Annotated in this window: 32 protein-coding genes and 2 pseudogenes; all 34 read right to left on the bottom strand. The window is 28.5% G+C overall.

Annotated elements, in window-relative coordinates; translation table 11 throughout:
- Positions 1–49 precede the first annotated feature (49 nt).
- Positions 50–988, bottom strand: coding sequence for a carbohydrate kinase family protein (locus SSDC_RS00315; protein ID WP_020915329.1), 939 nt, complete (start codon positions 986–988; stop codon positions 50–52).
- 24 nt (positions 989–1,012) lie between these two features.
- Positions 1,013–1,378: a 50S ribosomal protein L17 gene (rplQ, locus tag SSDC_RS00310; protein ID WP_020915328.1), complete on the bottom strand. Its 366-nt coding sequence runs from the start codon at positions 1,376–1,378 to the stop codon at positions 1,013–1,015.
- Positions 1,379–1,429: 51 nt separating this feature from the next.
- Positions 1,430–2,407 (bottom strand): DNA-directed RNA polymerase subunit alpha, encoded by a 978-nt coding sequence (locus tag SSDC_RS00305; RefSeq protein WP_020915327.1) that lies wholly within the window; start codon positions 2,405–2,407, stop codon positions 1,430–1,432.
- Between the two features lie 50 nt (positions 2,408–2,457).
- Positions 2,458–3,081 carry a 30S ribosomal protein S4 gene (gene rpsD, locus SSDC_RS00300; protein WP_020915326.1) on the bottom strand — a complete coding sequence of 208 codons (624 nt, stop codon included), beginning with the start codon at positions 3,079–3,081 and terminating at the stop codon, positions 2,458–2,460.
- A 154-nt stretch (positions 3,082–3,235) separates the two neighbouring features.
- The gene (gene rpsK / locus SSDC_RS00295; protein WP_020915325.1) at positions 3,236–3,637 is read right to left on the bottom strand and encodes a 30S ribosomal protein S11; all 402 of its coding nucleotides are present in this window, start codon (positions 3,635–3,637) and stop codon (positions 3,236–3,238) included.
- Between the two features lie 39 nt (positions 3,638–3,676).
- Entirely contained in the window at positions 3,677–4,042 is a 366-nt protein-coding gene (gene rpsM, locus SSDC_RS00290; protein ID WP_020915324.1) for a 30S ribosomal protein S13, read from the bottom strand.
- Between the two features lie 22 nt (positions 4,043–4,064).
- On the bottom strand, positions 4,065–4,178 hold the full coding sequence (gene rpmJ, locus SSDC_RS00285) for a 50S ribosomal protein L36 (RefSeq protein WP_020915323.1): 114 nt from the start codon (positions 4,176–4,178) through the stop codon (positions 4,065–4,067).
- Between the two features lie 30 nt (positions 4,179–4,208).
- Positions 4,209–4,427 carry a translation initiation factor IF-1 gene (gene infA / locus SSDC_RS00280; protein WP_020915322.1) on the bottom strand — a complete coding sequence of 73 codons (219 nt, stop codon included), beginning with the start codon at positions 4,425–4,427 and terminating at the stop codon, positions 4,209–4,211.
- A 27-nt stretch (positions 4,428–4,454) separates the two neighbouring features.
- Entirely contained in the window at positions 4,455–5,777 is a 1,323-nt protein-coding gene (gene secY / locus SSDC_RS00275; RefSeq protein ID WP_020915321.1) for a preprotein translocase subunit SecY, read from the bottom strand.
- Between the two features lie 37 nt (positions 5,778–5,814).
- Entirely contained in the window at positions 5,815–6,246 is a 432-nt protein-coding gene (rplO, locus tag SSDC_RS00270) for a 50S ribosomal protein L15 (RefSeq protein ID WP_020915320.1), read from the bottom strand.
- Positions 6,247–6,260: 14 nt separating this feature from the next.
- Positions 6,261–6,440, bottom strand: coding sequence for a 50S ribosomal protein L30 (gene rpmD, locus SSDC_RS00265; protein WP_020915319.1), 180 nt, complete (start codon positions 6,438–6,440; stop codon positions 6,261–6,263).
- A 2-nt stretch (positions 6,441–6,442) separates the two neighbouring features.
- Positions 6,443–6,961, bottom strand: a complete 519-nt coding sequence (gene rpsE / locus SSDC_RS00260; protein WP_020915318.1) for a 30S ribosomal protein S5 — start codon at positions 6,959–6,961, stop codon at positions 6,443–6,445.
- A gap of 10 nt (positions 6,962–6,971) precedes the next feature.
- Positions 6,972–7,334, bottom strand: coding sequence for a 50S ribosomal protein L18 (rplR, locus tag SSDC_RS00255; protein ID WP_020915317.1), 363 nt, complete (start codon positions 7,332–7,334; stop codon positions 6,972–6,974).
- 27 nt (positions 7,335–7,361) lie between these two features.
- Entirely contained in the window at positions 7,362–7,895 is a 534-nt protein-coding gene (gene rplF / locus SSDC_RS00250) for a 50S ribosomal protein L6 (RefSeq protein WP_020915316.1), read from the bottom strand.
- An 11-nt stretch (positions 7,896–7,906) separates the two neighbouring features.
- A complete protein-coding gene (rpsH, locus tag SSDC_RS00245; RefSeq protein ID WP_020915315.1) occupies positions 7,907–8,305 on the bottom strand; it encodes a 30S ribosomal protein S8 in 399 nt (132 codons plus the stop codon).
- 27 nt (positions 8,306–8,332) lie between these two features.
- Positions 8,333–8,638 (bottom strand): 30S ribosomal protein S14, encoded by a 306-nt coding sequence (gene rpsN, locus SSDC_RS00240; RefSeq protein ID WP_020915314.1) that lies wholly within the window; start codon positions 8,636–8,638, stop codon positions 8,333–8,335.
- A gap of 12 nt (positions 8,639–8,650) precedes the next feature.
- Complete coding sequence (rplE, locus tag SSDC_RS00235) at positions 8,651–9,190, bottom strand: 50S ribosomal protein L5 (protein ID WP_020915313.1); 540 nt, start codon at positions 9,188–9,190, stop codon at positions 8,651–8,653.
- 6 nt (positions 9,191–9,196) lie between these two features.
- Positions 9,197–9,526, bottom strand: a complete 330-nt coding sequence (gene rplX / locus SSDC_RS00230; protein WP_020915312.1) for a 50S ribosomal protein L24 — start codon at positions 9,524–9,526, stop codon at positions 9,197–9,199.
- 19 nt (positions 9,527–9,545) lie between these two features.
- The gene (gene rplN / locus SSDC_RS00225) at positions 9,546–9,914 is read right to left on the bottom strand and encodes a 50S ribosomal protein L14 (RefSeq protein WP_020915311.1); all 369 of its coding nucleotides are present in this window, start codon (positions 9,912–9,914) and stop codon (positions 9,546–9,548) included.
- Positions 9,915–10,049: 135 nt separating this feature from the next.
- Positions 10,050–10,307, bottom strand: coding sequence for a 30S ribosomal protein S17 (gene rpsQ / locus SSDC_RS00220; RefSeq protein WP_020915310.1), 258 nt, complete (start codon positions 10,305–10,307; stop codon positions 10,050–10,052).
- Entirely contained in the window at positions 10,308–10,496 is a 189-nt protein-coding gene (gene rpmC, locus SSDC_RS00215; RefSeq protein ID WP_020915309.1) for a 50S ribosomal protein L29, read from the bottom strand.
- A gap of 26 nt (positions 10,497–10,522) precedes the next feature.
- Positions 10,523–10,942 carry a 50S ribosomal protein L16 gene (gene rplP, locus SSDC_RS00210; protein ID WP_020915308.1) on the bottom strand — a complete coding sequence of 140 codons (420 nt, stop codon included), beginning with the start codon at positions 10,940–10,942 and terminating at the stop codon, positions 10,523–10,525.
- Positions 10,943–11,027: 85 nt separating this feature from the next.
- A pseudogene (gene rpsC / locus SSDC_RS00205) lies at positions 11,028–11,711 on the bottom strand (30S ribosomal protein S3); the annotation flags it as partial.
- 11 nt (positions 11,712–11,722) lie between these two features.
- Positions 11,723–12,055 carry a 50S ribosomal protein L22 gene (gene rplV, locus SSDC_RS00200; protein ID WP_020915306.1) on the bottom strand — a complete coding sequence of 111 codons (333 nt, stop codon included), beginning with the start codon at positions 12,053–12,055 and terminating at the stop codon, positions 11,723–11,725.
- 13 nt (positions 12,056–12,068) lie between these two features.
- On the bottom strand, positions 12,069–12,344 hold the full coding sequence (gene rpsS / locus SSDC_RS00195) for a 30S ribosomal protein S19 (protein ID WP_020915305.1): 276 nt from the start codon (positions 12,342–12,344) through the stop codon (positions 12,069–12,071).
- A 10-nt stretch (positions 12,345–12,354) separates the two neighbouring features.
- A complete protein-coding gene (gene rplB, locus SSDC_RS00190; protein WP_020915304.1) occupies positions 12,355–13,182 on the bottom strand; it encodes a 50S ribosomal protein L2 in 828 nt (275 codons plus the stop codon).
- Positions 13,169–13,504, bottom strand: a complete 336-nt coding sequence (gene rplW / locus SSDC_RS00185) for a 50S ribosomal protein L23 (RefSeq protein WP_020915303.1) — start codon at positions 13,502–13,504, stop codon at positions 13,169–13,171. The genes rplB and rplW overlap by 14 nt, the downstream gene beginning before the upstream one ends.
- Positions 13,501–14,121 carry a 50S ribosomal protein L4 gene (gene rplD, locus SSDC_RS00180; RefSeq protein ID WP_020915302.1) on the bottom strand — a complete coding sequence of 207 codons (621 nt, stop codon included), beginning with the start codon at positions 14,119–14,121 and terminating at the stop codon, positions 13,501–13,503. The genes rplW and rplD overlap by 4 nt, the downstream gene beginning before the upstream one ends.
- A gap of 2 nt (positions 14,122–14,123) precedes the next feature.
- Positions 14,124–14,780 (bottom strand): 50S ribosomal protein L3, encoded by a 657-nt coding sequence (gene rplC, locus SSDC_RS00175; protein WP_020915301.1) that lies wholly within the window; start codon positions 14,778–14,780, stop codon positions 14,124–14,126.
- A 165-nt stretch (positions 14,781–14,945) separates the two neighbouring features.
- A complete protein-coding gene (gene rpsJ, locus SSDC_RS00170; protein WP_020915300.1) occupies positions 14,946–15,263 on the bottom strand; it encodes a 30S ribosomal protein S10 in 318 nt (105 codons plus the stop codon).
- A gap of 34 nt (positions 15,264–15,297) precedes the next feature.
- Positions 15,298–17,400 (bottom strand): elongation factor G, encoded by a 2,103-nt coding sequence (gene fusA, locus SSDC_RS00165; RefSeq protein WP_020915299.1) that lies wholly within the window; start codon positions 17,398–17,400, stop codon positions 15,298–15,300.
- An 83-nt stretch (positions 17,401–17,483) separates the two neighbouring features.
- Positions 17,484–17,954 (bottom strand): 30S ribosomal protein S7, encoded by a 471-nt coding sequence (rpsG, locus tag SSDC_RS00160; protein WP_020915298.1) that lies wholly within the window; start codon positions 17,952–17,954, stop codon positions 17,484–17,486.
- Positions 17,955–18,002: 48 nt separating this feature from the next.
- Entirely contained in the window at positions 18,003–18,386 is a 384-nt protein-coding gene (gene rpsL / locus SSDC_RS00155; RefSeq protein WP_020915297.1) for a 30S ribosomal protein S12, read from the bottom strand.
- A 192-nt stretch (positions 18,387–18,578) separates the two neighbouring features.
- Positions 18,579–22,724, bottom strand: a pseudogene (gene rpoC / locus SSDC_RS00150) (DNA-directed RNA polymerase subunit beta'); the annotation flags it as partial.
- Between the last annotated feature and the right edge of the window lie 63 nt (positions 22,725–22,787).

The raw sequence follows: 22,787 nt of genomic DNA, 5'->3' as shown, positions 1-22,787 counted from the left end.
TATTTTATTTATTTAAAAATCCAAGATATACTATTTTTTAATAATTTATTTAATTATATCTATAACCAAAAGCTTCTTTAAATCGTTGATCGATTTCACTTAAACTAGGACAATGTTTTTGCCCGCCTTGATGAGATATTTTTATTGCTCCCATTAAACTTGATAATCTACCAGTAGTATACCAATCTAGGTTGTTTATTATCCCAAAAAGAACACCAGACCTAAATGCATCACCACAACCAGTTGGATCTACTATCCTATCAGCTTTTACGCATGGAATTTTAATTTTTCTTTCATTGTTTAAAAAAATATCAGAACCTAATTCACCTCGTGTTACTATTAATACTTTAACTTGTTCATTTATTTTTTGTAAACTTAATGAAGTTTTAGAAACTAATAGTTTAGATTCATATTCATTTACAATAATATAAGAAGATTTTTTAATAATTTTTATTAATTCTTCTTTAGTAAACATAGATAAACTTTGTCCTGGATCAAAAATAAATGGTATCTTCAATTTTAATATTTTTTTAATATGTTTTATCATATTACAACAATTATCTGGAGAAATAATTGCTATTTTAATATCAGCATTATTAATGCAATTATCATCATATGATAATTGCATTGCTCCTGGATGAAAAATTGTAATTTGATTATTATTAACATCAGTTACAATAAAACATTGCGCGGTAAACATTGAATTAATTTTCTGTATATATTTATTTGAAATTCCCAAATACTTTAAATGTTTCAAATAAGATGATCCATCCTTTCCTAAAATAGAAACAATTAATGGATTACCATTTAAAAGTTTTAAATTATATGCAATATTACCAGCACATCCACCATATTCTTTTTTCATAGTTGGTGAATAAAATGAAACGTTTATTTTATCAAGTTGATCAGGTAAAAGAGAATTTGAAAATTTTCCTTCAAATCTCATAATATTATCAAATGCTAATGAACCACAGATAAGAGAATTCATAAATTATTTTGAATATGATTTTATTTAATTTTTTGTTTGATTTAGTAATTCAATAAAAGCCATTGGAGCATTATCTCCAACACGAAAACCCATTTTTAATATACGAACATATCCTCCATTAATTTTAATATAACGTGGACCTAATTCAGAAAACAATTTAATTGTAATTTTTCTATCTCGTAAATAACTGAAAGCTAAGCGTTTATTTGATAAAGTATTTTTTTTACTTAATGTTAATATTGGCTCAACAACACGACGTAATTCTTTTGCTTTAGGTAAAGTTGTTTTAATAATTTCATAACGCAATAAAGAAATTGTCATGTTGCGTAACATTATTAAACGATGAGAAGAAGTTCTATTTAGTTTACGAAAACCATGACGATGACGCATGTAATATTTTTCCTTATATTTTTATAATTTTTATAATATATTTTATATAAATTATTTTTTAAATTCGACTGGAGGCCAATTATTTAATCTTACTCCTAATATTAAACCTCTAGAGGCCAAAATTTCTTTAATTTCATTTAAAGATTTTCTGCCAAGATTTGGAGTTCTTAACAATTCATTCTCACTACGTTGAATTAAATCTCCAATGCAATGAATATTTTCAGCCTTAAGGCAATTAGCAGATCGTACTGTTAATTCTAAATCATCAACAGGACGAAGCAAAATTGGATCTACTTTTTCTAAAGATGAATCTAATTCTTTTTTTACTGGAGTATTTTCTAATGCAGCAAATACATTTAATTGATCAACTAATACACGAGCTGATTGACGAATAGCTTCTTCTGGAGTAATTACACCATTTGTTTCAATATTCATAATTAATCTATCAAGATCAGTTCGCTGCTCAACACGAGCAGATTCTACTACATAAGATACTCTCCGAACTGGAGAAAAAGATGCATCCAAAATAATACGACCAATTGTTTTATTGATATCTTCAGTTAAATAACGTATATTACCAGGAATATAACCACGACCTTTTTCAAATTTAATTTGCATATCTAGTTTACCATTATCAGATAAATGAGCAATAATATGATTTGGGTTAACTAATTCAATATCACTTAATAATTCAATATCAGAAGCTAAAACAACACATTTTCCAAATTTTTTTAAATTTAATATTGCATAATCTCTATTATAGAGTTTTAATATTACGCCTTTTAAATTTAAAATAATATCAATTATATCTTCTTGTACACCTTCTAATGAAGAATACTCATGTAAAGCTCCTGAAATTATTACTTCAGTTGGTGCGCAACCAATCATAGATGACAATAATACACGACGTAAAGCATTACCTAATGTATAACCATAACCACGTTCAAAAGGTTCCATAATAACTTTAGCATGATTGGATCCTAATGTTTTTACATCAATTATTCGAGGTTTCAATAAACTATTTTGCATAAAATATTCCTTTTAAATATTTATTAATTTTATTATTTTAATATTTAAAATTATCTTGAATATAATTCAACGATTAATGACTCATTAATATCATTAGCAAATTCACTTCGATTTGGTTCTGATTTAAAAACACCTTCCATTTTTTTTGCATCAACAGTAATCCATGAAAATGGAGTACTATGCTCAGATAATTCTAAGGAATTAGCAATACGAGTTTGTTTTTTAGCTTTTTCTCTAACAGATATTATATCACCAGGTTTTATTTTGTATGATGCAATATTAACTATTTTTTTATTTACTAAAAATGCTCTATGTGATATTAATTGACGAGCTTCGGATCTAGTAGAGCTAAAACCCATTCGATATACTACATTATCAAATCGTGATTCTAATAATTTTAATATAATTTCACCGGTTTTTCCTTTAAGACGAGCCCCTTCAATAAAATAACGACGAAATTGTTTTTCTAAAATACCATACATTCGTTTAACTTTTTGTTTTTCTCTGAATTGATACCCATAATCAGATGTACGAGATCCAGAAATTCTACCATGTTGACCAGGTCTTAAATCTAGTTTACATTTTGAATCTAATGAACGACGTGCACTTTTTAAAAATAAATCTATACCCTCGCGACGACAAAGTTTTGCTTTTGGGCCAATATATCGAGCCATAAATATCCTTTCATATATTAATATAATTATAATAATAATTTTTGGTATTTTTATATAATTTTTATTTTTATTTATTAAAATGACAAAATGTTTTTAAATAAATTGCCCACTAATTAGTAGGCAACTAAAATTATATATTATTTTATAAATTAAATTAAACACGGCGTCGTTTTGAAGGGCGACAACCATTATGTGGAATAGGTGTAACATCTTCAATTTGAGTAATTTTAATACCTAAATTATTTAATGCACGAACTGAAGATTCACGTCCTGGACCGGGTCCTTTAATACGTACTTCTAAATTTTTAATACCATGCTCAATTGCAATTTTTCCAGCAGATTCTGCGGCAACTTGAGCAGCAAATGGAGTAGATTTACGAGAACCTTTAAAATTTACACTACCAGAAGACGCCCAAGATAACGTACAACCTTTTCTATCAGTAATCGTAATAATTGTATTATTAAAAGAAGCATGAATATGCGCAACACCTTCCGTAATATGTTTTTTTATTTTTTTACGAATACGAGCATTAGTATTATTGAGTACTTTAGCCATAAAAATCTCCTTGAAAATATTCAGTGAATTATAATGGCGTTATTTTCTTAATGATTGCGCTGCTCGACGAGGTCCTTTTCGAGTACGAGCATTAGTTCTAGTGCGCTGTCCTCGGCATGGTAAACTTTTTCTATGGCGAATTCCTCGATAACAAGAAAGATCTATTAAACGCTTTATATTCATAGAAAATTCACGACGTAAATCACCTTCAATTATAAATTTAGAAATTTCTTCACGTAATTTTTCTAATTCATTATCATTTAAATCTTTTATTTTTTTAGTAGTTGAAATTTTAGTTACTTCACATATTTTTTTCGCGCGAGAACGACCAATACCATAAATAGCCGTCAAACCGATTATAATATGTTGATTATTTGGTATATTTATTCCAACAATTCGTGTCATAAGTTTATTTCCATAATATTAATTAACCTTGTCGCTGTTTATGACGAGCTTCTTTACAAATTACACGAATTACACCTTTTCTTTTTACAATTTTACAATTTCTACAAATTCTTTTAACAGATGCCAAAACTTTCATTTTTATACTCTTTATTTTAACTTAAAATTTTTATTTTGTTCTAAATATAATACGCCCACGACTTAAATCATAGGGTGTTAATTCGACTGTAACTTTATCACCAGGAAGAATACGAATATAATTCATTCGCATTTTACCTGAAATATGTCCAAGTATTACATGATCATTTTCTAACTTTACTTTAAATGTTGCATTTGGAAGATTTTCAATAATCTGTCCTTGCATTTGAATTACATCATTTTTTTCCATTTTTTATTTTTTTAATTTATTATTTTTCTAATAAAATATATTTTTTTTAAAATTTATTTTACGAAAAAGTGATTTATATTTTTGTGATAAAATATGATTCTGAATTTGTGTTAAAAAATCTATAGTAACAATTATAACAATTAATAACGATGTCCCCCCACAGTAAAAAGGAACATTAAATTTATAAATAAAAAACTCTGGTATTAAACAAATAAAAGCTATATAAATAGATCCAGCTAATGTTAAACGCATAATTATATTATTAATATAACGTATAGTTTGATAACCTGGACGAATACCGGGAATAAAAGCACCACTTTTTTTTAAATTATCCGCTGTTTCTTTACTATTAAATATTAAAGTAGCATAAAAAAAAGAAAAAAATATAATTGCTATTGTATATAATATAGAATGAATTAATTTACCAGGAGCAACTAAACTTATTAAATTTTTTAAAAAAATTGTAAAAAAATTATTTTTATTGTAGAAAGAAAGAAACCAACCAATAATAGTAATTGGAAATAATATAATATATGACGCAAATATTGCTGGAATAACGCCTGCTATATTTAATTTTAATGGTAAATAACTTCTTTTATTAGAATAAATTTTATTATTTGCTTCTTTTCTAATATAATTTATTAAAATTTTACGTTGACCACATTCAATAAATATAACAAAATATGTAATAATTAATAATAATAAAGAAATTAAAATTGTTAATAATACATTTACTAAATCGATCTTAACTAATTTTAGTAAATTAATTAAAATATTAGGAAAACTTGAAATAATTCCAGAACAAATAATAATAGAAGTACCATTTCCTAATCCATATTCTGTTATTTGTTCACTTAACCACATTAAAAAAATTGTACCAGATACTAATGTTAGTACAGTTGTAAAATGAAAATAAAAACTAGTATCTAATACTAAATTTTTTTGAAACTTAAGTATTAAAGAAATTCCAGATCCCTGTAATATCGCTAGAATTAATGTACTAAATCTAGTATATTGAGCAATTTTATATTTTCCTAATTCACCCTCTTTTTTTAAATTCTCAAATTTAGGCATTATACTTGATAATAATTGCATAATTATTGATGAAGAAATATAAGGCATAATACCTAATGAAAATATAGTTAAACGAGAAAGAGCCCCCCCAGAAAACATATTAAACATTCCTAAAATATTATTTTGATTTTTCTCAAATAATTTTGTTAGCTGACTATAATTAATTGAAGGAATAGGAATATGCGCACCTAAACGGTATATAAATAATGCACAAAATAAGAACCATAAACGATTCCATGGAAAACCTCTTATAGTTGTCTTTGAGAATTTTGGCATAATTGTATTAATTTATACTCCTTTATAAAAATAAACTTTACATAATAGAACCACCTATTTTTTCAATAGCAATTTTTGCGCCTTTAGTAACTTTTAATCCTTTTATTATTATTTTTTTACTTAAATTACCAGATAAAATTACGCGAACTACCCGAGTAAATTTAGAAATAATGTTAGCATTTTTTAAGGTAAAAATATCGATTTCAGAAATATTTAAGTTTTGTAAATCAGATAATCTAATTTCTGTTTTATAAAAACATTTTATTGATTTAAATCCACGCTTAGGTAAGCGTCGATATAATGGCATTTGCCCTCCCTCAAAACAAATTTTATTAAATCCTCCTGATCGAGATTTTTGACCCTTATGCCCTCTTCCAGCAGTTTTACCGGATCCAGATCCAATACCACGTCCTAAACGCTTTTTATAATGTTTAGCATCTTTATTTGGTAGAATATTATTTAATCTCATATTTTAATAATATATTATGAAAGTATTTTCACAAAATATGATACTTTATTAATCATACCACGAACTGAAGAAGTATCATTTAATACTCGCACAGAATTAATTCGCTTTAAACCCAGACCGCGAATAATTGCACGATGTGTATTTTTTTTTCCAATTAAACTTTTAATAAGTTGTATTTTTAGTATTTTTTTCATTATTAATTAAAAATTTCTTTAATAGATTTATTACGTTTTTTTGCGATTTCAGATGGCGTATTAATTTTTAATAAACCATTTAATGTAGCACGAACCATATTATATGCATTTGTTGATCCATGAGATTTTGCAACAACATTACGAACTCCCATAACATCAAAAACAGCTCGAACTGATCCTCCTGCTATTATTCCTGTTCCTTCTTTAGCTGGAGTTATTAAAACTAATGATGCTCCATGTTTACCCAATATCGTATGTTGTAATGTATTATTTTTAAGTATTACCTTAATCATATTTCTTCGAGCCTTATTAACAGCTTTTTGTACAGCAGAAGGAACTTCTTTTGATTTACCCTTACCCATACCAACTCTACCATGACCATCTCCAACAACCACTAATGCCGAAAAACTCATAATACGACCACCCTTTACAACTTTTGTAACACGATTAACTGTAATCATTTTTTCTCGTATCCCATCATCCGGCTTTTCATTTTGAATTCTTGATTGTATTTTTACCATAAATTCCTCTTTAGAAATTTAATCCATTTTTTCTAGCAGCATCTGCTAAAAATTTAATTCGACCATGATAACGAAAACCAGAACGATCAAATGCAACTTTTGTAATTCCTATTTTTAATGCCTTTTTAGCAATACGTTGACCTATTATAGAAGCAGCAAAAGTATTGCCTCCTTTACCAAGTTTGGTATTTAATGTTAAACGAACTTCTTTTTCTAATGTAGAAGCTGAAATTAAAATCTTTGCATTCGAGCTTATAATATTAGCATATATATGTAAATTAGTACGATGCACCATAAGACGATTAATTCCTAATTCAGAAATTTTTATTCTTACTTTTCTGGCGCGTCTTAACCGTGATTTTATTTTATTCATTATATATAATTTATAATTATTATTTTATTATTTTTTCTTGGTTTCCTTCAAAATAACTATTTCATTTAAATAACGAACACCCTTACCCTTATAAGGTTCCGGTTTATAATATCTACGTATTTCTGCGGCCACATGTCCAACAGCCTGTTTATTAATTCCTTTTATTAAAATTTCTGTTTGACTTGGCGTTTCGCAAATAATATCAAATGGTATTTTATATAAAATAGGATGAGAAAAACCAAGAATTAAATTTAAATAATTTTTTTCAATTTTTGCTCGAAAACCAACACCAATTAATTGTAGTTTCTTTTCAAAACCTTTTGTTACTCCAATAATCATATTATTAATTATAGATCGCATTGTGCCAGACATTGATTTTGCTATACGACTATTATTAATTGCAGTAAAATAAAGAACATTAGAATCGTTTTTAATATTTACTAAATTATTTTTATTTTGCTTTAATATACCTAATGGTCCTTTTAATGTAATTTTATTAGAATTTAGTGTTACTTCTACATTAGGAGGTATAAAAATAGGCATTTTACCTATACGAGACATTTTATTATTCCTTAAGAAACATAACAAATAATTTCACCACCAATACCCATAGATCTAGCTTTTCGATCAGTGATAATACCAGATGCAGTTGATATAATAACCAAACCTAAACCATTCATTATTTTAGGAATATTATCTTTATTTTTATAAATACGTAATCCTGGGCGAGAAACTCGTTTTAAACACTCAATAACAGGACGATTCATATAATATTTTAATAATATTTTTAATTCAAACTTATTTTTAAAACATTTTATTATAAAAAAATCCCTAATATATCCCTCATCTTTAAGAACTTTAGCAATTGCTATTTTTATTTTAGATGATGGCATTATTATTTTTTTTTTATTTACAATTTGTCCATTACGAATATAAGTTAACATATCAGCAATAGGATCACTCATGCTCATTATTTTCTCCTTATTATCTCCTTATTATTACCAACTAGCTCTAATTATTCCAGGAATATCACCTTGCATAGCAATTTCTCTTAATTTTATACGACTCAAATTAAATTTACGAAAATTTCCTCTAGGACGACCTGTTAAAACACAACGATTACGTTGACGAGTAGGATTAGAATTCCTTGGAAGAGATTGTAATACTAATCGTGCTTTATAACGTTCTTCTTCTGATTTTAATGGATTTTCAATAATTTTTTTTAATTTAATTCTTTTATTTAAATATTTTTTAACTAAAACTTTACGTTTAAGTTCGCGATTTACTAATGATAATTTTGACATAATTTTATTCTATTAATTTCTGAATGGAAATTTAAACGCAGAAAGAAGTGATTTTGCTTCTTGATCAGTTTTTGAGGTCGTAGAAATGCTAATATTCATACCTCTTAACATATCAATTTTATCATATTCAATTTCTGGAAAAATAATTTGTTCTTTTATACCAATATTACAATTTCCTCTTCCATCAAAAATTTTTCCAGATACACCACGAAAATCACGAACACGAGGTAATGCAATAGTAATTAAACGATCTAAAAATTCATACATTCTCGCTCTTCGTAACGTTACCATACAACCAATTGGATAATTTTCTCGAATTTTAAAGGAAGATATTGATTTACGTGCTTTAGTAATAATTGGCTTTTGTCCTGAAATTTTAGTTAAATCAGAAATAGCATTTTCAATAACTTTTTTATTAGAAACAGCTTCTGAAAGACCCATATTTAAGGTAATTTTTAAGATACGGGGAACTTGCATTTTAGAAGAATAAGAATACTTATTTATTAAATAAGGTATAACATTTTTTTTATAAAACTCTTGTAAGCGAATCATATTTTTTTAAATTTTAATAGATTTACTGTTAACAATTTCATTATTAGTTTTAAAAACTCTTATTTTTTTTCCATTTATATTCTTAAAAATTACTCGATCCGCTTTCCCTAATTTAGGATTAAATAAAGCAATATTTGATACATGAATTGGCATTATTTTTTCAATAATATTACCTACTTTATTTAATGATGGATTTGGTTTAATTGTTTTTTTAAAAACATTAATTTTATCCACAATAACATAATTTATATCAATAATTTTTTTAACAATACCTCTTTTTTTTTTATCCTTTCCAGTTAAAATCACTACTTCATCATTTATTCGAATTTTTTTCATTTTTTTATTTTCTAAAAATTTATAAAACTTCTGGAGCAAGAGAAATAATCTTCATAAATCGTTCTGTTCGTAATTCTCTTGTAACCGGACCAAATATACGAGTTCCTATAGGTTCAAATTTTGAATTTAATAAAACAGCAGCATTTTTATCAAATTTTATTAAAGAACCGTCTTGACGGCGAACACCTTTTTTTGTGCGCACTACAATTGCATTATAAATTTCTCCCTTTTTTACTCGTCCTCTGGGAATAGCATTTTTTATAGTTACTTTAATTACATCTCCAATGGAAGCATAGCGACGTTTAGATCCCCCCAATACTTTAATACATAAAACTTCACGAGCACCGGTATTATCAGCAACTTCAAGTCGACTTTCTGTTTGAATCATATTTTAGTTTTCGAAATTTTTAAAAATAATATAAATTAAAAAATAATATAAAAAAATATTTTTAAAAAATTATACCTTAATTTTTTAAAAAAATTTAAAAAATCTATAAAAATTATAATACAAAATTTTTTGTAATTAAGTTAATATATTTTTTATATTCCAAGATTTTGTTTTTGAAATTGGTCTAACCTCTTTAATTTCAACAATATCTCCAAGTTTAGCAAAATTATTTTTATTATGCACATGATATTTACTAGTTCGTGTAATAATTTTACCATATAAAGGATGTTTAACACGACGTTCTATAAGTACAGTTACGGTGTTATCCATTTTATCAGATATAACTTTACCAATTAAAGATCTTTTTAATTTTTTTTTTATTAAAGTGCTCATTTAAACATTCCTAATATTTAAAATAGTTTTAATGCGCGCAATATTACGACGTATTTTTTTTATTTGAGAAATATTATGTAATTTTTGAGTTTTTATTTGTATACGTAAACTAAATTGTATTTTTAATAATTCAATTAATTCTTTATTTAAATCTTTTTTATCTTTTTTTAATAATTCGTATATTTTCATTTTTTTATTTTTTTTATTTTTTATAATTATTGCCCAACTTGTCTAATAACAAAAATAGTTAAAAGTGGAAGTTTAGCGGAAGCCAAACGAAACGCTTCTCTTGCTAATTCTTCGGTTACTCCATCCATCTCATAAAGAACTTTTCCTGGTTGTATTTCTGTAACATAATATTCTGGATTTCCTTTACCATTTCCCATTCTAACTTCTGCCGGTTTATTAGAAATTGGTTTATCCGGAAAAATTCTAATCCAAACCCGACCTCCTCGTTTAATATGACGAGTCATTGCTCTTCTAGCTGATTCAATTTGTTGCGATGTAATTCGCCCACGAACAATTGCTTTTAATCCAAATTTACCAAAAGAAACAGAAGTACCACGAAAATGTGAAATACCAGTATTACGTCCTTTTTGTTCTTTACGATATTTTCTACGAGCTGGTTGTAACATATTATTTTTCTAAAACCTTTTGTTGTGACTTAGAATGAATATTTTTTGAATGAAAATCTATATTTTGATTAATTCGATATTGAGGACGACGTTTTTTATCATGATTTACGGTTTTTGTTTGTACAGAATTTATACTTTTCATAGGACGTATTTCCCCTTTATAAATCCAAACTTTTATACCAATAATTCCATAGGTTGTATGAGCTTCACTAAAACCATAATCAATATCTGCACGTAAAGTATGCAAAGGTATTCTACCTTCTTTATACCATTCTTTTCTAGCAATCTCAACACCATTTAAACGACCAGAAATCATTATTTTTATTCCCTTTAAACTTAATCGAGCTGAATTTTGTATTACACGTTTCATTACCCTTCGAAATACAATACGCTTTTCTAATTGTTGTGCAATTGAATCAGAAATAAGTTTAGCGTCTGATTCTGGTCTATTAATTTCTTCAATATTAATATGAACAGGTACATTCATAATTTTAGATAAAACAGACCTCAACACTTCAATATCTTCACCTTTTTTACCAATCACAACCCCTGGTCGTGAACTATAAATAGTAATACGAGCATTTCTAGATGGTCGCTCAATTACAACACGACTGATTGATGCATTTTTTAATTTTTCTTTAAGATATGCACGAACTCTCAAATCCTGATTCAGCATAACAGAAAAATCACTTTTATCAGCATACCAACGTGATTTCCAATCTAAATTAATCGGAAGACGAAATCCAACTGGATGAATTTTTTGTCCCATTTTATAACTCCTTAATTACTACTTACAATTACATAAATATGACAAAATTTTTTTGAAATATGATTACCTCTACCTTTAGCACGCGCAAAAAAACGCTTAACAATTGAAGCTTTTTCAATATAAATAGCTTTAACTTTTAAGGTATCTATATCTTCTCCATTATTATGTTCTGCATTAGCAATTGCAGATTCTAATACTTTTTTAATAATAATTGCACATTTTTTACGGTTAAAGGATAAAATATTAATAGCTTTTTCAACACTTTTCCCTCGAATTAAATTAGCAACTAAACGACTTTTTTGTGTAGAAAGATGTATATTACGTAAAATAGCTTTAGTTTCCATTAAATTAAACCTTTTATTTCTTAGCCTTTTTATCGCCAGAATGGCATTTAAATGTACGAGTTAATGCAAATTCACCAAGTTTATGACCAACCATATTTTCAGATATATATATAGGTATATGCTCTTTTCCGTTATGAACAGAAATAGTTAAACCAATAAAATCAGGCATAATTGTTGAACGACGAGACCAAGTTTTAATTGGTTTTTTATCTTTTGCATTTTGTGCTTTTTCAACTTTTTTTATTAAATGAACATCACAAAAAGGACCTTTTTTTAATGAACGTGCCATTTTCTAATCCTTATTTATTTTTTCGATAAGAAACTATCATAGAATCTGTACGCTTGTTATTACGCGTTTTTTTTCCTTTAGTTGGTGTACCCCAAGGGGAAACAGGATGACGACCAGAAGAAGTTTTTCCCTCACCACCTCCATGAGGATGATCTATTGGATTCATAGCCACTCCTCGTACAGTAGGACGTATACCACGCCAACGCATCGCACCAGCTTTACCAATTTTACATAAATTATGTTCGATATTTCCTATTTCTCCTATAGTAGCTCGACATTCAATATGTATACGCCTAACTTCACCAGAACATAAACGTATTTGAGAATATACTCCCTCACGAGATATTAGAATAGCGCTAGCACCAGCAGAACGAGCTATTTGAGCACCTTTTCCAGGTAACATTTCTATACAATTAATTACAGTACCAATTGGAATATTTCTAATCGGCAAACAATTACCAGATTTTATAGGGGCATCAGAACCATTCATGATATAATTACCTATAGTCATATTTTTTGTGGCAAGAATATAACGACGATCACCATCAATATAACATAAAAGTGCTATATTTGCACTACGATTAGGGTCATACTCAATACGTTCAACTTTTGCTAGGATATTATCTTTTTTTCGTTTAAAATCAATTATACGATAATTTTGTTTATGACCCCCTCCAATATGACGAGTAGTAATACGACCATAATTATTACGACCAGCAGTTTTTGATTTTTTTTCAATTAACGGTCGAAATGGTCGACCTTTATATAAATTTTTATTAATAACCTTAACCATTCCTCGGCGACCAGGAGAAGTTGGTTTAACTCTAATAAGAGTCATTTATAATTTCTCCTTTTTTTATAAAATCTATTTCTTGATCTGGATATAAACATATAAAAGCATGTCGCATATGTTTACGACGTCCCACACTTTTACCAGAACGTTTTTGTTTTCCTAAACGATTTACTACTTGAACTGATTTAACTTTTATATTAAAAAAAAGTTTTATAGCAGCCTTAATTTCTAATTTAGTAGCATCTCGTATTACACAAAAAATAACTTGTTTATTCTTTTTATAAACAAAAGTTGCTTTTTCGGAAATTATTGGAAATAATAATATTTTCATCAAACGTTCCTTATTATGTTTAATATTAATACTCATATTAATAATCTCTCAACTTTCTTTAATGCATTTTTAATAATTAAAACTTTTTTATAAAATATAAGTGATATTGGATTAATATATCGCGGTTCAATAAATAATACATTTGATAAATTTCTAGAAGAAAGTAATAAATTTTCTTTAAATTCATCAACAATAATTAAAACTGAATTTAAACCCATATCTATTAATTTATTAGCTAATAATTTAGTTTTTGGAGAATCTATCGAAAAATTTTCAATAATTAATAAACGATTTTCTCTAACTAATTGAGATAATATAGAACAAATAGCAATTCTATACATTTTTTTATTAATTTTATGTGAAAAATTTTCATTAGGAAGATTTGGAAAACAACGTCCACCTCCTTTCCATAATGGAGAAGATGACATCCCAGCACGAGCACGTCCTGTTCCTTTTTGACGCCACGGTTTTTTTGTAGTATGATGCACTTCTTTCCTATCTTTTTGTTTTCTATTTCCCTTGCGCATATTCGCACGGTATGAAACTATAATTTGATGAATTAATGCTTGATTATAAACACTATTAAAAATAGTATCTTTTACTTCAATATTTGAAGAAATTTTACCTTGTGCATTCAAAAACTTTATATCCATAACTATATAACCTTATTAACTTTATTTTTAATTGCATGTGTTACAATTATTTTTCCATTTCTTGCGCCAGGAACAGATCCTTTAATAAATAAAAGTTGACGCTCATAATCAATTTTTATAATTTTAAGATTTTGAATAGTTTTTAAAGTATTACCTAAATGACCAGACATACGTTTTCCAGGAAAAACACGACCAGGATCTTGTGACATTCCGATTGAACCAGGGACATTATGAGCACAAGAATTTCCTCTTGATGCGCGACCAGAAGAAAATCCATAACGTTTAATAACACCAGAATAACCTTTACCTATTGAAATACCACGAACATCTACTTTTTGACCTACATCAAATAAATTAATAGAAACCAAATCACCAATTTTTATTTTAGAAACTTCCTTAGAATCAATTAAAAATTCTTTTAAAAAAGAACCAGATAAAACATTAGATTTAGCATAATGCCCAGCTATAGCTTTATTTATTTTAGATGGACGAATTTGACCGCATGAAACTTGAATAGCGCTATAACCATCTATTTCGGGTATTTTAATCTGAATAATATAATTTTTAGATACGTCTAAAACAGTTATAGGAATAGACTCACCATTTTTTGTAAAGATACGCGTCATACCAACCTTACGACCTAATAAACCCTGACTCATATTCTAATCTCCACATCAATTTTGGTATATTTTTCTACACTTTTATATAAATTTTTTTTAAATTTTTAAAATTTAGCGCTAAATTTTAACTTAATAATAAGATTAATACAAATTTTAAAAATATAAAATTTATAATTAATAAATAATTCTTTAAATCCAATTTATCTAATATAATTTAATTTCTACATCTACACCAGCGGATAAATCTAATTTAATTAATGCATCCACAGTTTTATCTGTTGGATTTACAATATCCATTAATCTTCGATGAGTACGCATTTCAAATTGATCACGTGCCGTTTTATTAACATGAGGTGAACGTAATACATCAAAACGTTGAATACGAGTAGGTAAAGGAATAGGCCCACGCACTACCGAACCTGATTTTCTAGCTGTTTCAACAATTTCTAATGTTGATTTATCAATTAAACGGTAATCAAACGCCTTTAAACGAATACGAATTTTTTGATTTATAATTGACATGCTTTTCCTTAAAAGACGAACCGTTATAAAAAATTTAAATTTTATTATTAATAATTGTATCAATTAAATTTTTTGGTATTTCTGAATAATGCTTAAATTCCATTGTGTAAGTAGCTCTTCCCTGAGTAATTGACCGTAAAGATGTAGAATAACCAAACATTTTGGATAACGGTACCTCTGCTTTTATTATTTTTCCACCTCCTCCTGAAATTTCATTCATTCCTTGTATCATCCCCCTTCGAGAGGCTAAATCTCCCATTACTGCTCCAGCATAATCTTCTGGAGTTTCAACATCCACAGCCATTATTGGCTCAAGAATAGTTGGATCAGATCTACGACAACCATCTTTAAATGCCATAGATCCTGCAATTCGAAATGCATTTTCATTTGAATCAACATCATGATAAGAACCGTAAAATAAAGTTACTTTTACATCAACTACTGGGTAACCAGCTAACACACCAGAATTTAATGAGTCCCGTATACCCTTCTCTACAGCAGGGATAAATTCACGAGGAACAACCCCGCTCTTTATAGCATCAATAAACTCAAAACCTTTTCCAGGAATTTGTGGTTCAATTTTTAAAACAACATGACCATATTGACCCCTACCACCAGATTGTTTAATAAATTTTCCTTCAACTTCTTTGCATGTTCTTCGAATTGTTTCTCTATATGCCACCTGAGGTTTTCCAACAGTTGCTTCTACACCAAATTCACGTTTTATACGGTCAACAATAATATCTAAATGTAATTCACCCATACCAGCAATAATTGTTTGACAAGATTCTTCATCAATTCTTACTCGAAACGATGGATCTTCTGCTGCCAAACGATTTAATGCCATACCCATTTTTTCTTGATCAGCTTTAGTTTTTGGTTCAATTGCTTGAGAAATAACTGGCTCAGGAAAACTTATTTGCTCTAATATTATTATATTTTTTTCATCACAAAGTGTATCACCAGTAGTTGTATTTTTTAAACCAACTATAGCGGCAATATCACCAGCTGAAATTTTTTTAATTTCCTCGCGCTGATTAGCATGCATTTGAACAATACGACCAACTCTTTCTTTTTTTATTTTTAATGAATTTAATATTACATCACCTGAGTGTAATATTCCAGAATAACAACGAATAAAACATAATTGACCAACAAATGGATCTGTAGAAATTTTAAAAGCTAATGCAGAAAATTTTTCTTTATCCTTAGCTTGTCGAAATACAATTTCATTATCTACATTTGATCCTGTTATAGGTGGTATATCAACAGGAGAAGGTAAATATTCAATTATACCATCTAACATTGCTTGAACACCTTTATTTTTAAAAGCTGTACCACACATCATAGGAATTATTTCGCCAGCAATAGTTAGTTTTCTAATTGCTATTTTAATTTCAGTTTCATTTAAATCACTTTCTTCTAAATACTTATCCATTAAACTTTCAGATGTTTCCGAAACAACTTCTAAAATATTTTCACGCCATTTTTTTGCTTCTTCTTTTAAAGATTCAGGAATATCTTTATAATCAAACTTAACTCCTTTACTTTTTTCATCCCAATAAATAGCCTGCATTTTTACTAAATCAATTACACCATTAAATGATTCTTCAGAACCAATTGGTATTTGAATAGGGACTGGATTAGCTTTCAAACGCTCTTGTATTTGTTTATAAACTTTAAAAAAATTAGCGCCAATACGATCCATTTTATTTACAAATGCTAAACGAGGAACTTTATATTTATTAGCTTGCCTCCAAACAGTTTCTGATTGTGGTTGTACGCCTCCAACAGCACAATATACCATACATACACCATCTAATATACGCATTGAACGCTCAACTTCAATTGTAAAATCAACATGACCAGGAGTATCAATTATATTTATATGATGTTTAGGGAAATTATTTGCCATTCCTTTCCAAAAACAAGTGGTTGCTGCTGAAGTAATTGTTATTCCACGCTCTTGCTCTTGCTCCATCCAGTCCATAGTAGCTGCACCATCGTGTACCTCTCCAATTTTATGGTTCACGCCAGTATAAAACAAAATACGTTCGGTAGTTGTTGTTTTACCCGCGTCTATATGAGCAGAAATACCGATATTACGATACCTATCAATCGGAGTTTTACGTTCCATAACAGTTTATCCTAAATTTCGTTCAATAAACCAAGATATACAAAAATAAAAATTTTAAAAAATACTATACAAATTTAAAAATATTAAAAACGAAAATGAGAAAATGCTTTATTAGCTTCAGCCATGCGATGAATTTCATCTCGTCGTTTTATAGCGCTACCTTTATTTTCTGATGCTTCCATCAATTCATTTCCTAAACGTTGTTGCATTGATTTTTCATTACGCTTATTCGCTGCTTCACGTAACCAACGCATCGATAATGCTAACCTACGAACAGGACGAACTTCAACTGGAACTTGATAATTAGCTCCACCCACTCGACGAGATTTAACTTCTACAGATGGTGTACAATTAGAAATTGCTGAAAAAAATACTTCTAATGGATCTTTACCAGATTTTTCTTTAATATAATCAAATGCACCATATATAATGGTCTCAGCAACTGATTTTTTACCTGATAACATTAAAATATTTACAAATTTTGCTACATCTACACTATTAAATTTTGGATCAGGCATAATCTCTCTTTTAGTTATTTCTCTACGACGAGACATCTTGATTACCTTTTTTAAAAATTTAAATTATTATAATTTTATTAAATTTTATTTTTTAGCAGAATTAGTACGAGTTGAACCGTATTTTGAACGCGCTTGTTTACGATTTTTTACGCCTTGCGTATCCAATGCCCCCCTAATCATATGATATCGTACACCTGGTAAATCTTTTACACGACCACCACGTAATAATACAACACTATGTTCTTGTAAATTATGACCCTCTCCTCCAATATAAGAAATTACCTCAAAACCATTAGTTAAGCGAACCTTAGCAACCTTACGAAGAGCTGAATTAGGTTTTTTAGGAGTTGTTGTATAAACACGAGTACACACTCCTCTTTTTTGTGGGCTATTTTCTAATGCAGGAGATTTACTTTTAGCACGTATAGAAATACGCGGATTACGAATTAATTGATTGATAGTTGGCATTTTATTTATATTCGTCCAACAAAGTTTAATTAAATTTTTTAAAATTAAATATATATAAAATAATAAATTATTTTATATATTAATAAAAGTTAGTACGTGGAATTATACATATTAAATATAAGCTAGTCAACATTTTAAAACCATTATTTTTTAACAAAATTTTATATAAAAATAACATTTTATTTCTTAAAAATTTTTGTTTTTACGAGCTTTTCTAAATTCTAAACCAGTTCCAGCTGGAATTAAACGACCTACAATTACATTCTCTTTTAAACCACGTAAATTATCACGTTTACCCATTATAGCGGCCTCAGTTAATACACGGGTAGTTTCTTGAAAAGAAGCGGCAGAAATAAACGAATCAGTTGATAATGAAGCCTTAGTAATACCTAATAATATATTTTCATATGTCGCCGGATTTTGATTTAAGGATAATACTCTGTCATTTTCATCAAATAATTCAGAGCGCTCAACTTGTTCACCAGCAATATAATTAGTATCTCCTGAGTCAATTATTTGTACACGACGAAGCATTTGTCTTACAATAACCTCAATATGTTTATCATTAATTTTAACACCCTGTAATCGATATACATCCTGAACTTCATCAACAATATAACGAGATAATGCTTCAATACCTAATAATCTAAGAATATCTTGAGGATTAGCTGGTCCATCCACAATCATTTCACCTTTATTAACTACTTGCCCATCATGAACAAGAATTTGTTTTTCTTTAGAAATCATAAATTCGTGTTTTTTTCCATCCATATCTGTAATCTCTAAACGTTGTTTACCTTTTGTCTCCTTACCAAAAGCGACTGTACCGGTTACTTCTGCTAATATACCAGAATCTTTTGGTGAACGAGCTTCAAATAATTCTGCAACACGAGGCAAACCACCAGTAATATCACGAGTCTTTTGTGATTCAGTCGGAATTCTTGCGATAACTTTTCCAACTTTAACTTTTTGATTATTTTTAACGGTCAATAAAGCCCCAACTTGAAATGTAATTGTTACCGGATGTTCTGTTCCAGGAATTTTAATTTCTTCACCATATTCATTTAATAATTTAACTTGAGGACGCAATATCTTTGTTAAACCACGACGTTTTGCATCAATTACTACTAATGTAGATAAACCAGTAACCTCATCTATTTGTTTAGCAACAGTTGATCCTTCTATTACATTTTCAAATTTTATTATTCCAGAATACTCGGTAATAATAGGACGAGTTAAAGGATCCCATTTTGCTATAATCATACCGGCATTAATAAACGTATTATTTTTAATAATAAGGGTTGCGCCATATGGTACTTTATGTCTTTCACGTTCACGCTCATAATTATCAACTATTATAATTTCTCCGGAACGAGAAATAACAACAAATTCTTTTTTACTATTTATCACATAACGCATAGTTGATGTAAAACGAATGATTCCATTCGATTTTGCTTCAATAGATGAAGCAATAATTGCTCGTGAAACTGCTCCTCCAATATGAAAAGTACGCATTGTTAATTGCGTGCCGGGTTCACCAATTGATTGAGCAGCAATTACCCCAACTGCTTCACCAATATCAACTATTACCCCTCTACCTAAATCTCTTCCATAACAATTTGCGCATAATCCATATCGTGTATTACATGTTAATGGTGTTCGAACTTTTATTTCATCAATACCAAGACTCTCAATTACACTAACACAATCTTCATCTAATAAAGTATTTTTTTTATATAATATCATCTGTGTATCTGGATGAATTATATCATCAGATGTCACTCTTCCTAAAATACGATCACATAACGCTTCAATTATTTCTCCGCCTTCAATTAATGCTTTCATAAAGACACCATTAGAAGTATAACAATCTTCTTCAATTATTACTAAATCTTGTGTAACATCAACTAATCTTCTTGTTAAATAACCTGAATTAGCAGTTTTTAATGCAGTATCAGCTAAACCTTTACGAGCACCATGTGTTGAAATAAAGTACTGTAATACATCTAAACCATCTCTAAAATTAGCAGTAATTGGAGTTTCAATTATAGATCCATCTGGTTTTGCCATTAAACCACGTATACCAGCTAATTGACGAATTTGAGCAGCAGAACCACGCGCACCAGAATCAGCCATCATATAAATTGTATTAAAAGATTCTTGAGTACTATATGTACCATCTTTATTCATTACATTTTCTATTTTTAATTTATCCATCATTGCCTTACTAATATCATCTCCGGCCTTACCCCAAATATCTATAACTTTATTATAACGCTCACCAAAGGTAACTAAGCCTGAGGCATATTGTTGTTCTATTTGCCTAACTTCTTTTTCTGCTAAAGCAATGATTTCTGGTTTTTGAGAAGGAACTAACATATCATCAACACAAATAGAAATTCCTGCGCGTGTTGCTAAATTAAAACCTAATTGCATCAATTCATCAACAAATATTACTGTGGCTTGTAATCCACATCTTCTAAATGAACTATTAATTAATTTAGAAATTTCTTTTTTCTTTAAAGTACAATTTAATAAAGAAAATGATAAACCCTTTGGAAGAACTTCAGATAAAATTGCACGACCTACTGTTGTTTCATAACGTTTGATTATTTTTTTAAATATAGAATCTTTAGAATCCGAATCTTTAGAATCCTTAATATTATCTTTTACGTACTCGGTAATACGAACAGTAATTCGACTAGATAATTCAACAACTTTATTAGTATAAGCACGAATTACTTCAAAAATATCTGAAAATATTAATCCCTCACCTTTACCATTAATTTTTTCACGTGTCGCATAATATAAACCTAATACTATATCTTGCGATGGAACAATAGATGGCTCTCCATTTGATGGAAATAAAATATTATTTGATGCTAACATTAATGTACGAGCTTCCATTTGTGCTTCAATAGATAATGGTACATGAACTGCCATTTGATCGCCATCAAAATCAGCATTAAAAGCAGCACAAACTAAAGGATGTAATTGAATTGCTTTTCCCTCAATTAATACCGGCTCAAATGCTTGAATACCAAGACGATGTAATGTTGGCGCACGATTTAACATAATAGGATGCTGATGAATTATTTCTTCTAAAATATCCCAAACTATTGGTTCTTGTGATTCGACAAATTTTTTCGCCGCTTTTATGGTGCTAGATAATTGCAATAATTCAAGTTTATTAAAAATAAATGGTTTAAACAACTCTAGAGCCATTAATTTTGGTAAACCACATTGATGTAACTTTAATTGAGGGCCTACAACAATTACAGATCGACCAGAATAATCTACACGTTTTCCTAATAAATTTTGACGAAAACGTCCTCCTTTACCTTTAATCATTTCAGCTAAAGATTTTAATGGACGTTTATTAGCTCCAGTCATTATTTTTCCCCGTCTACCATTATCTAATAAAGCATCAGTTGCTTCTTGTAACATTCTCTTTTCATTACGCGTAATAATTTCTGGCGCTCGTAATTCTATTAAACGTTTTAAACGATTATTACGATTAATAAAACGTCTATATAAATCATTTAAATCAGAGGTTGCAAAACGACCAACATCCAAAGGAACTAATGGTCTTAATTCTGGTGGAAGCACAGGCAATACCTCTATAATCATCCATTCTGGTTTAATACCAGAACGCTGAAATGCCTCCAATACCTTTAATCTTTTTACATATTTTTGAATTTTAGATTCAGATTTTGATTCCTTTAAATCTTTTTTTAAAATCTCGATATCATGATTAATATCTATTGAACGTAATAAATCACGAATACCTTCCGCACCCATCAATGCTGTAAATTTATCACCATATTCTTCATATTTAATAAAATAATTATCCTCTGATAAAATTTGACCTTTTTTTAAAGGAGTAGTACCTGGATCTGTTACAACATAAGCTTCAAAATATAGCACTCTTTCAATATCACGTAACGTCATATCAAGTACCATACCTAAACGAGATGGTAATGATTTTAAAAACCAAATATGAGCGGTAGGAGACGCAAGCTCAATATGCCCCATACGTTCACGACGAACTTTTGATAAAGTAACCTCAACACCACACTTTTCACAAATAACTCCACGATGTTTTAATCTTTTATATTTTCCACATAAACATTCATAATCCTTAACGGGACCAAAGATTTTAGAACAAAATAAACCATCTCGCTCTGGTTTAAAAGTACGATAATTAATAGTTTCTGGTTTTTTAACTTCACCATAAGACCAAGATCTTATTTTTTCTGGAGATGCAAGGCTAATTTTTATCGCATTAAATTGTTCAATTTGATGAATTTGTTTAAATAAATCAAGTAATGCCTTCATATATAATTTCCTAAGAAATGTAAAAATTTAAATTTTATAAGTATAATTAAATATTGAAAACGA

The organism is Candidatus Profftella armatura (assembly GCF_000441555.1).
In the GTDB taxonomy this organism is placed as follows: domain Bacteria; phylum Pseudomonadota; class Gammaproteobacteria; order Burkholderiales; family Burkholderiaceae; genus Profftella; species Profftella armatura.
This window is presented reverse-complemented; position numbering and strand designations above follow the sequence as displayed.

What these genes read in the sequence shown, in the direction of transcription:
- rpsN (WP_020915314.1), bottom strand. Translation starts at nt 8,638, where the DNA reads ATGTCAAAATTATCATTAGTAAATCGCGAACTTAAACGTAAAGTTTTA.
- rpsH (WP_020915315.1), bottom strand. Translation starts at nt 8,305, where the DNA reads ATGAGCATGAGTGATCCTATTGCTGATATGTTAACTTATATTCGTAAT.
- rplF (WP_020915316.1), bottom strand. Translation starts at nt 7,895, where the DNA reads ATGTCTCGTATAGGTAAAATGCCTATTTTTATACCTCCTAATGTAGAA.
- rpsL (WP_020915297.1), bottom strand. Translation starts at nt 18,386, where the DNA reads ATGCCAACTATCAATCAATTAATTCGTAATCCGCGTATTTCTATACGT.
- rpsM (WP_020915324.1), bottom strand. Translation starts at nt 4,042, where the DNA reads ATGACACGAATTGTTGGAATAAATATACCAAATAATCAACATATTATA.
- SSDC_RS00305 (WP_020915327.1), bottom strand. Translation starts at nt 2,407, where the DNA reads ATGCAAAATAGTTTATTGAAACCTCGAATAATTGATGTAAAAACATTA.
- rpmJ (WP_020915323.1), bottom strand. Translation starts at nt 4,178, where the DNA reads ATGAAAGTTTTGGCATCTGTTAAAAGAATTTGTAGAAATTGTAAAATT.
- rplD (WP_020915302.1), bottom strand. Translation starts at nt 14,121, where the DNA reads ATGGATATAAAGTTTTTGAATGCACAAGGTAAAATTTCTTCAAATATT.
- rplW (WP_020915303.1), bottom strand. Translation starts at nt 13,504, where the DNA reads ATGAGTATTAATATTAAACATAATAAGGAACGTTTGATGAAAATATTA.
- rplB (WP_020915304.1), bottom strand. Translation starts at nt 13,182, where the DNA reads ATGACTCTTATTAGAGTTAAACCAACTTCTCCTGGTCGCCGAGGAATG.
- SSDC_RS00315 (WP_020915329.1), bottom strand. Translation starts at nt 988, where the DNA reads ATGAATTCTCTTATCTGTGGTTCATTAGCATTTGATAATATTATGAGA.
- rplV (WP_020915306.1), bottom strand. Translation starts at nt 12,055, where the DNA reads ATGGAAACTAAAGCTATTTTACGTAATATACATCTTTCTACACAAAAA.
- rpsS (WP_020915305.1), bottom strand. Translation starts at nt 12,344, where the DNA reads ATGGCACGTTCATTAAAAAAAGGTCCTTTTTGTGATGTTCATTTAATA.
- rplC (WP_020915301.1), bottom strand. Translation starts at nt 14,780, where the DNA reads ATGAGTCAGGGTTTATTAGGTCGTAAGGTTGGTATGACGCGTATCTTT.
- rplE (WP_020915313.1), bottom strand. Translation starts at nt 9,190, where the DNA reads ATGATTCGCTTACAAGAGTTTTATAAAAAAAATGTTATACCTTATTTA.
- fusA (WP_020915299.1), bottom strand. Translation starts at nt 17,400, where the DNA reads ATGGAACGTAAAACTCCGATTGATAGGTATCGTAATATCGGTATTTCT.
- rplO (WP_020915320.1), bottom strand. Translation starts at nt 6,246, where the DNA reads ATGAGATTAAATAATATTCTACCAAATAAAGATGCTAAACATTATAAA.
- rpsQ (WP_020915310.1), bottom strand. Translation starts at nt 10,307, where the DNA reads ATGAGCACTTTAATAAAAAAAAAATTAAAAAGATCTTTAATTGGTAAA.
- rplX (WP_020915312.1), bottom strand. Translation starts at nt 9,526, where the DNA reads ATGAAAAAAATTCGAATAAATGATGAAGTAGTGATTTTAACTGGAAAG.
- rpmC (WP_020915309.1), bottom strand. Translation starts at nt 10,496, where the DNA reads ATGAAAATATACGAATTATTAAAAAAAGATAAAAAAGATTTAAATAAA.
- rpsK (WP_020915325.1), bottom strand. Translation starts at nt 3,637, where the DNA reads ATGGCTAAAGTACTCAATAATACTAATGCTCGTATTCGTAAAAAAATA.
- rplN (WP_020915311.1), bottom strand. Translation starts at nt 9,914, where the DNA reads ATGATTCAAACAGAAAGTCGACTTGAAGTTGCTGATAATACCGGTGCT.
- rpsG (WP_020915298.1), bottom strand. Translation starts at nt 17,954, where the DNA reads ATGTCTCGTCGTAGAGAAATAACTAAAAGAGAGATTATGCCTGATCCA.
- rplP (WP_020915308.1), bottom strand. Translation starts at nt 10,942, where the DNA reads ATGTTACAACCAGCTCGTAGAAAATATCGTAAAGAACAAAAAGGACGT.
- rpsE (WP_020915318.1), bottom strand. Translation starts at nt 6,961, where the DNA reads ATGGTAAAAATACAATCAAGAATTCAAAATGAAAAGCCGGATGATGGG.
- infA (WP_020915322.1), bottom strand. Translation starts at nt 4,427, where the DNA reads ATGGAAAAAAATGATGTAATTCAAATGCAAGGACAGATTATTGAAAAT.
- rplR (WP_020915317.1), bottom strand. Translation starts at nt 7,334, where the DNA reads ATGAATAAAATAAAATCACGGTTAAGACGCGCCAGAAAAGTAAGAATA.
- rpmD (WP_020915319.1), bottom strand. Translation starts at nt 6,440, where the DNA reads ATGAAAAAAATACTAAAAATACAACTTATTAAAAGTTTAATTGGAAAA.
- rpsD (WP_020915326.1), bottom strand. Translation starts at nt 3,081, where the DNA reads ATGGCTCGATATATTGGCCCAAAAGCAAAACTTTGTCGTCGCGAGGGT.
- rpsJ (WP_020915300.1), bottom strand. Translation starts at nt 15,263, where the DNA reads ATGTCAATTATAAATCAAAAAATTCGTATTCGTTTAAAGGCGTTTGAT.
- rplQ (WP_020915328.1), bottom strand. Translation starts at nt 1,378, where the DNA reads ATGCGTCATCGTCATGGTTTTCGTAAACTAAATAGAACTTCTTCTCAT.
- secY (WP_020915321.1), bottom strand. Translation starts at nt 5,777, where the DNA reads ATGCCAAAATTCTCAAAGACAACTATAAGAGGTTTTCCATGGAATCGT.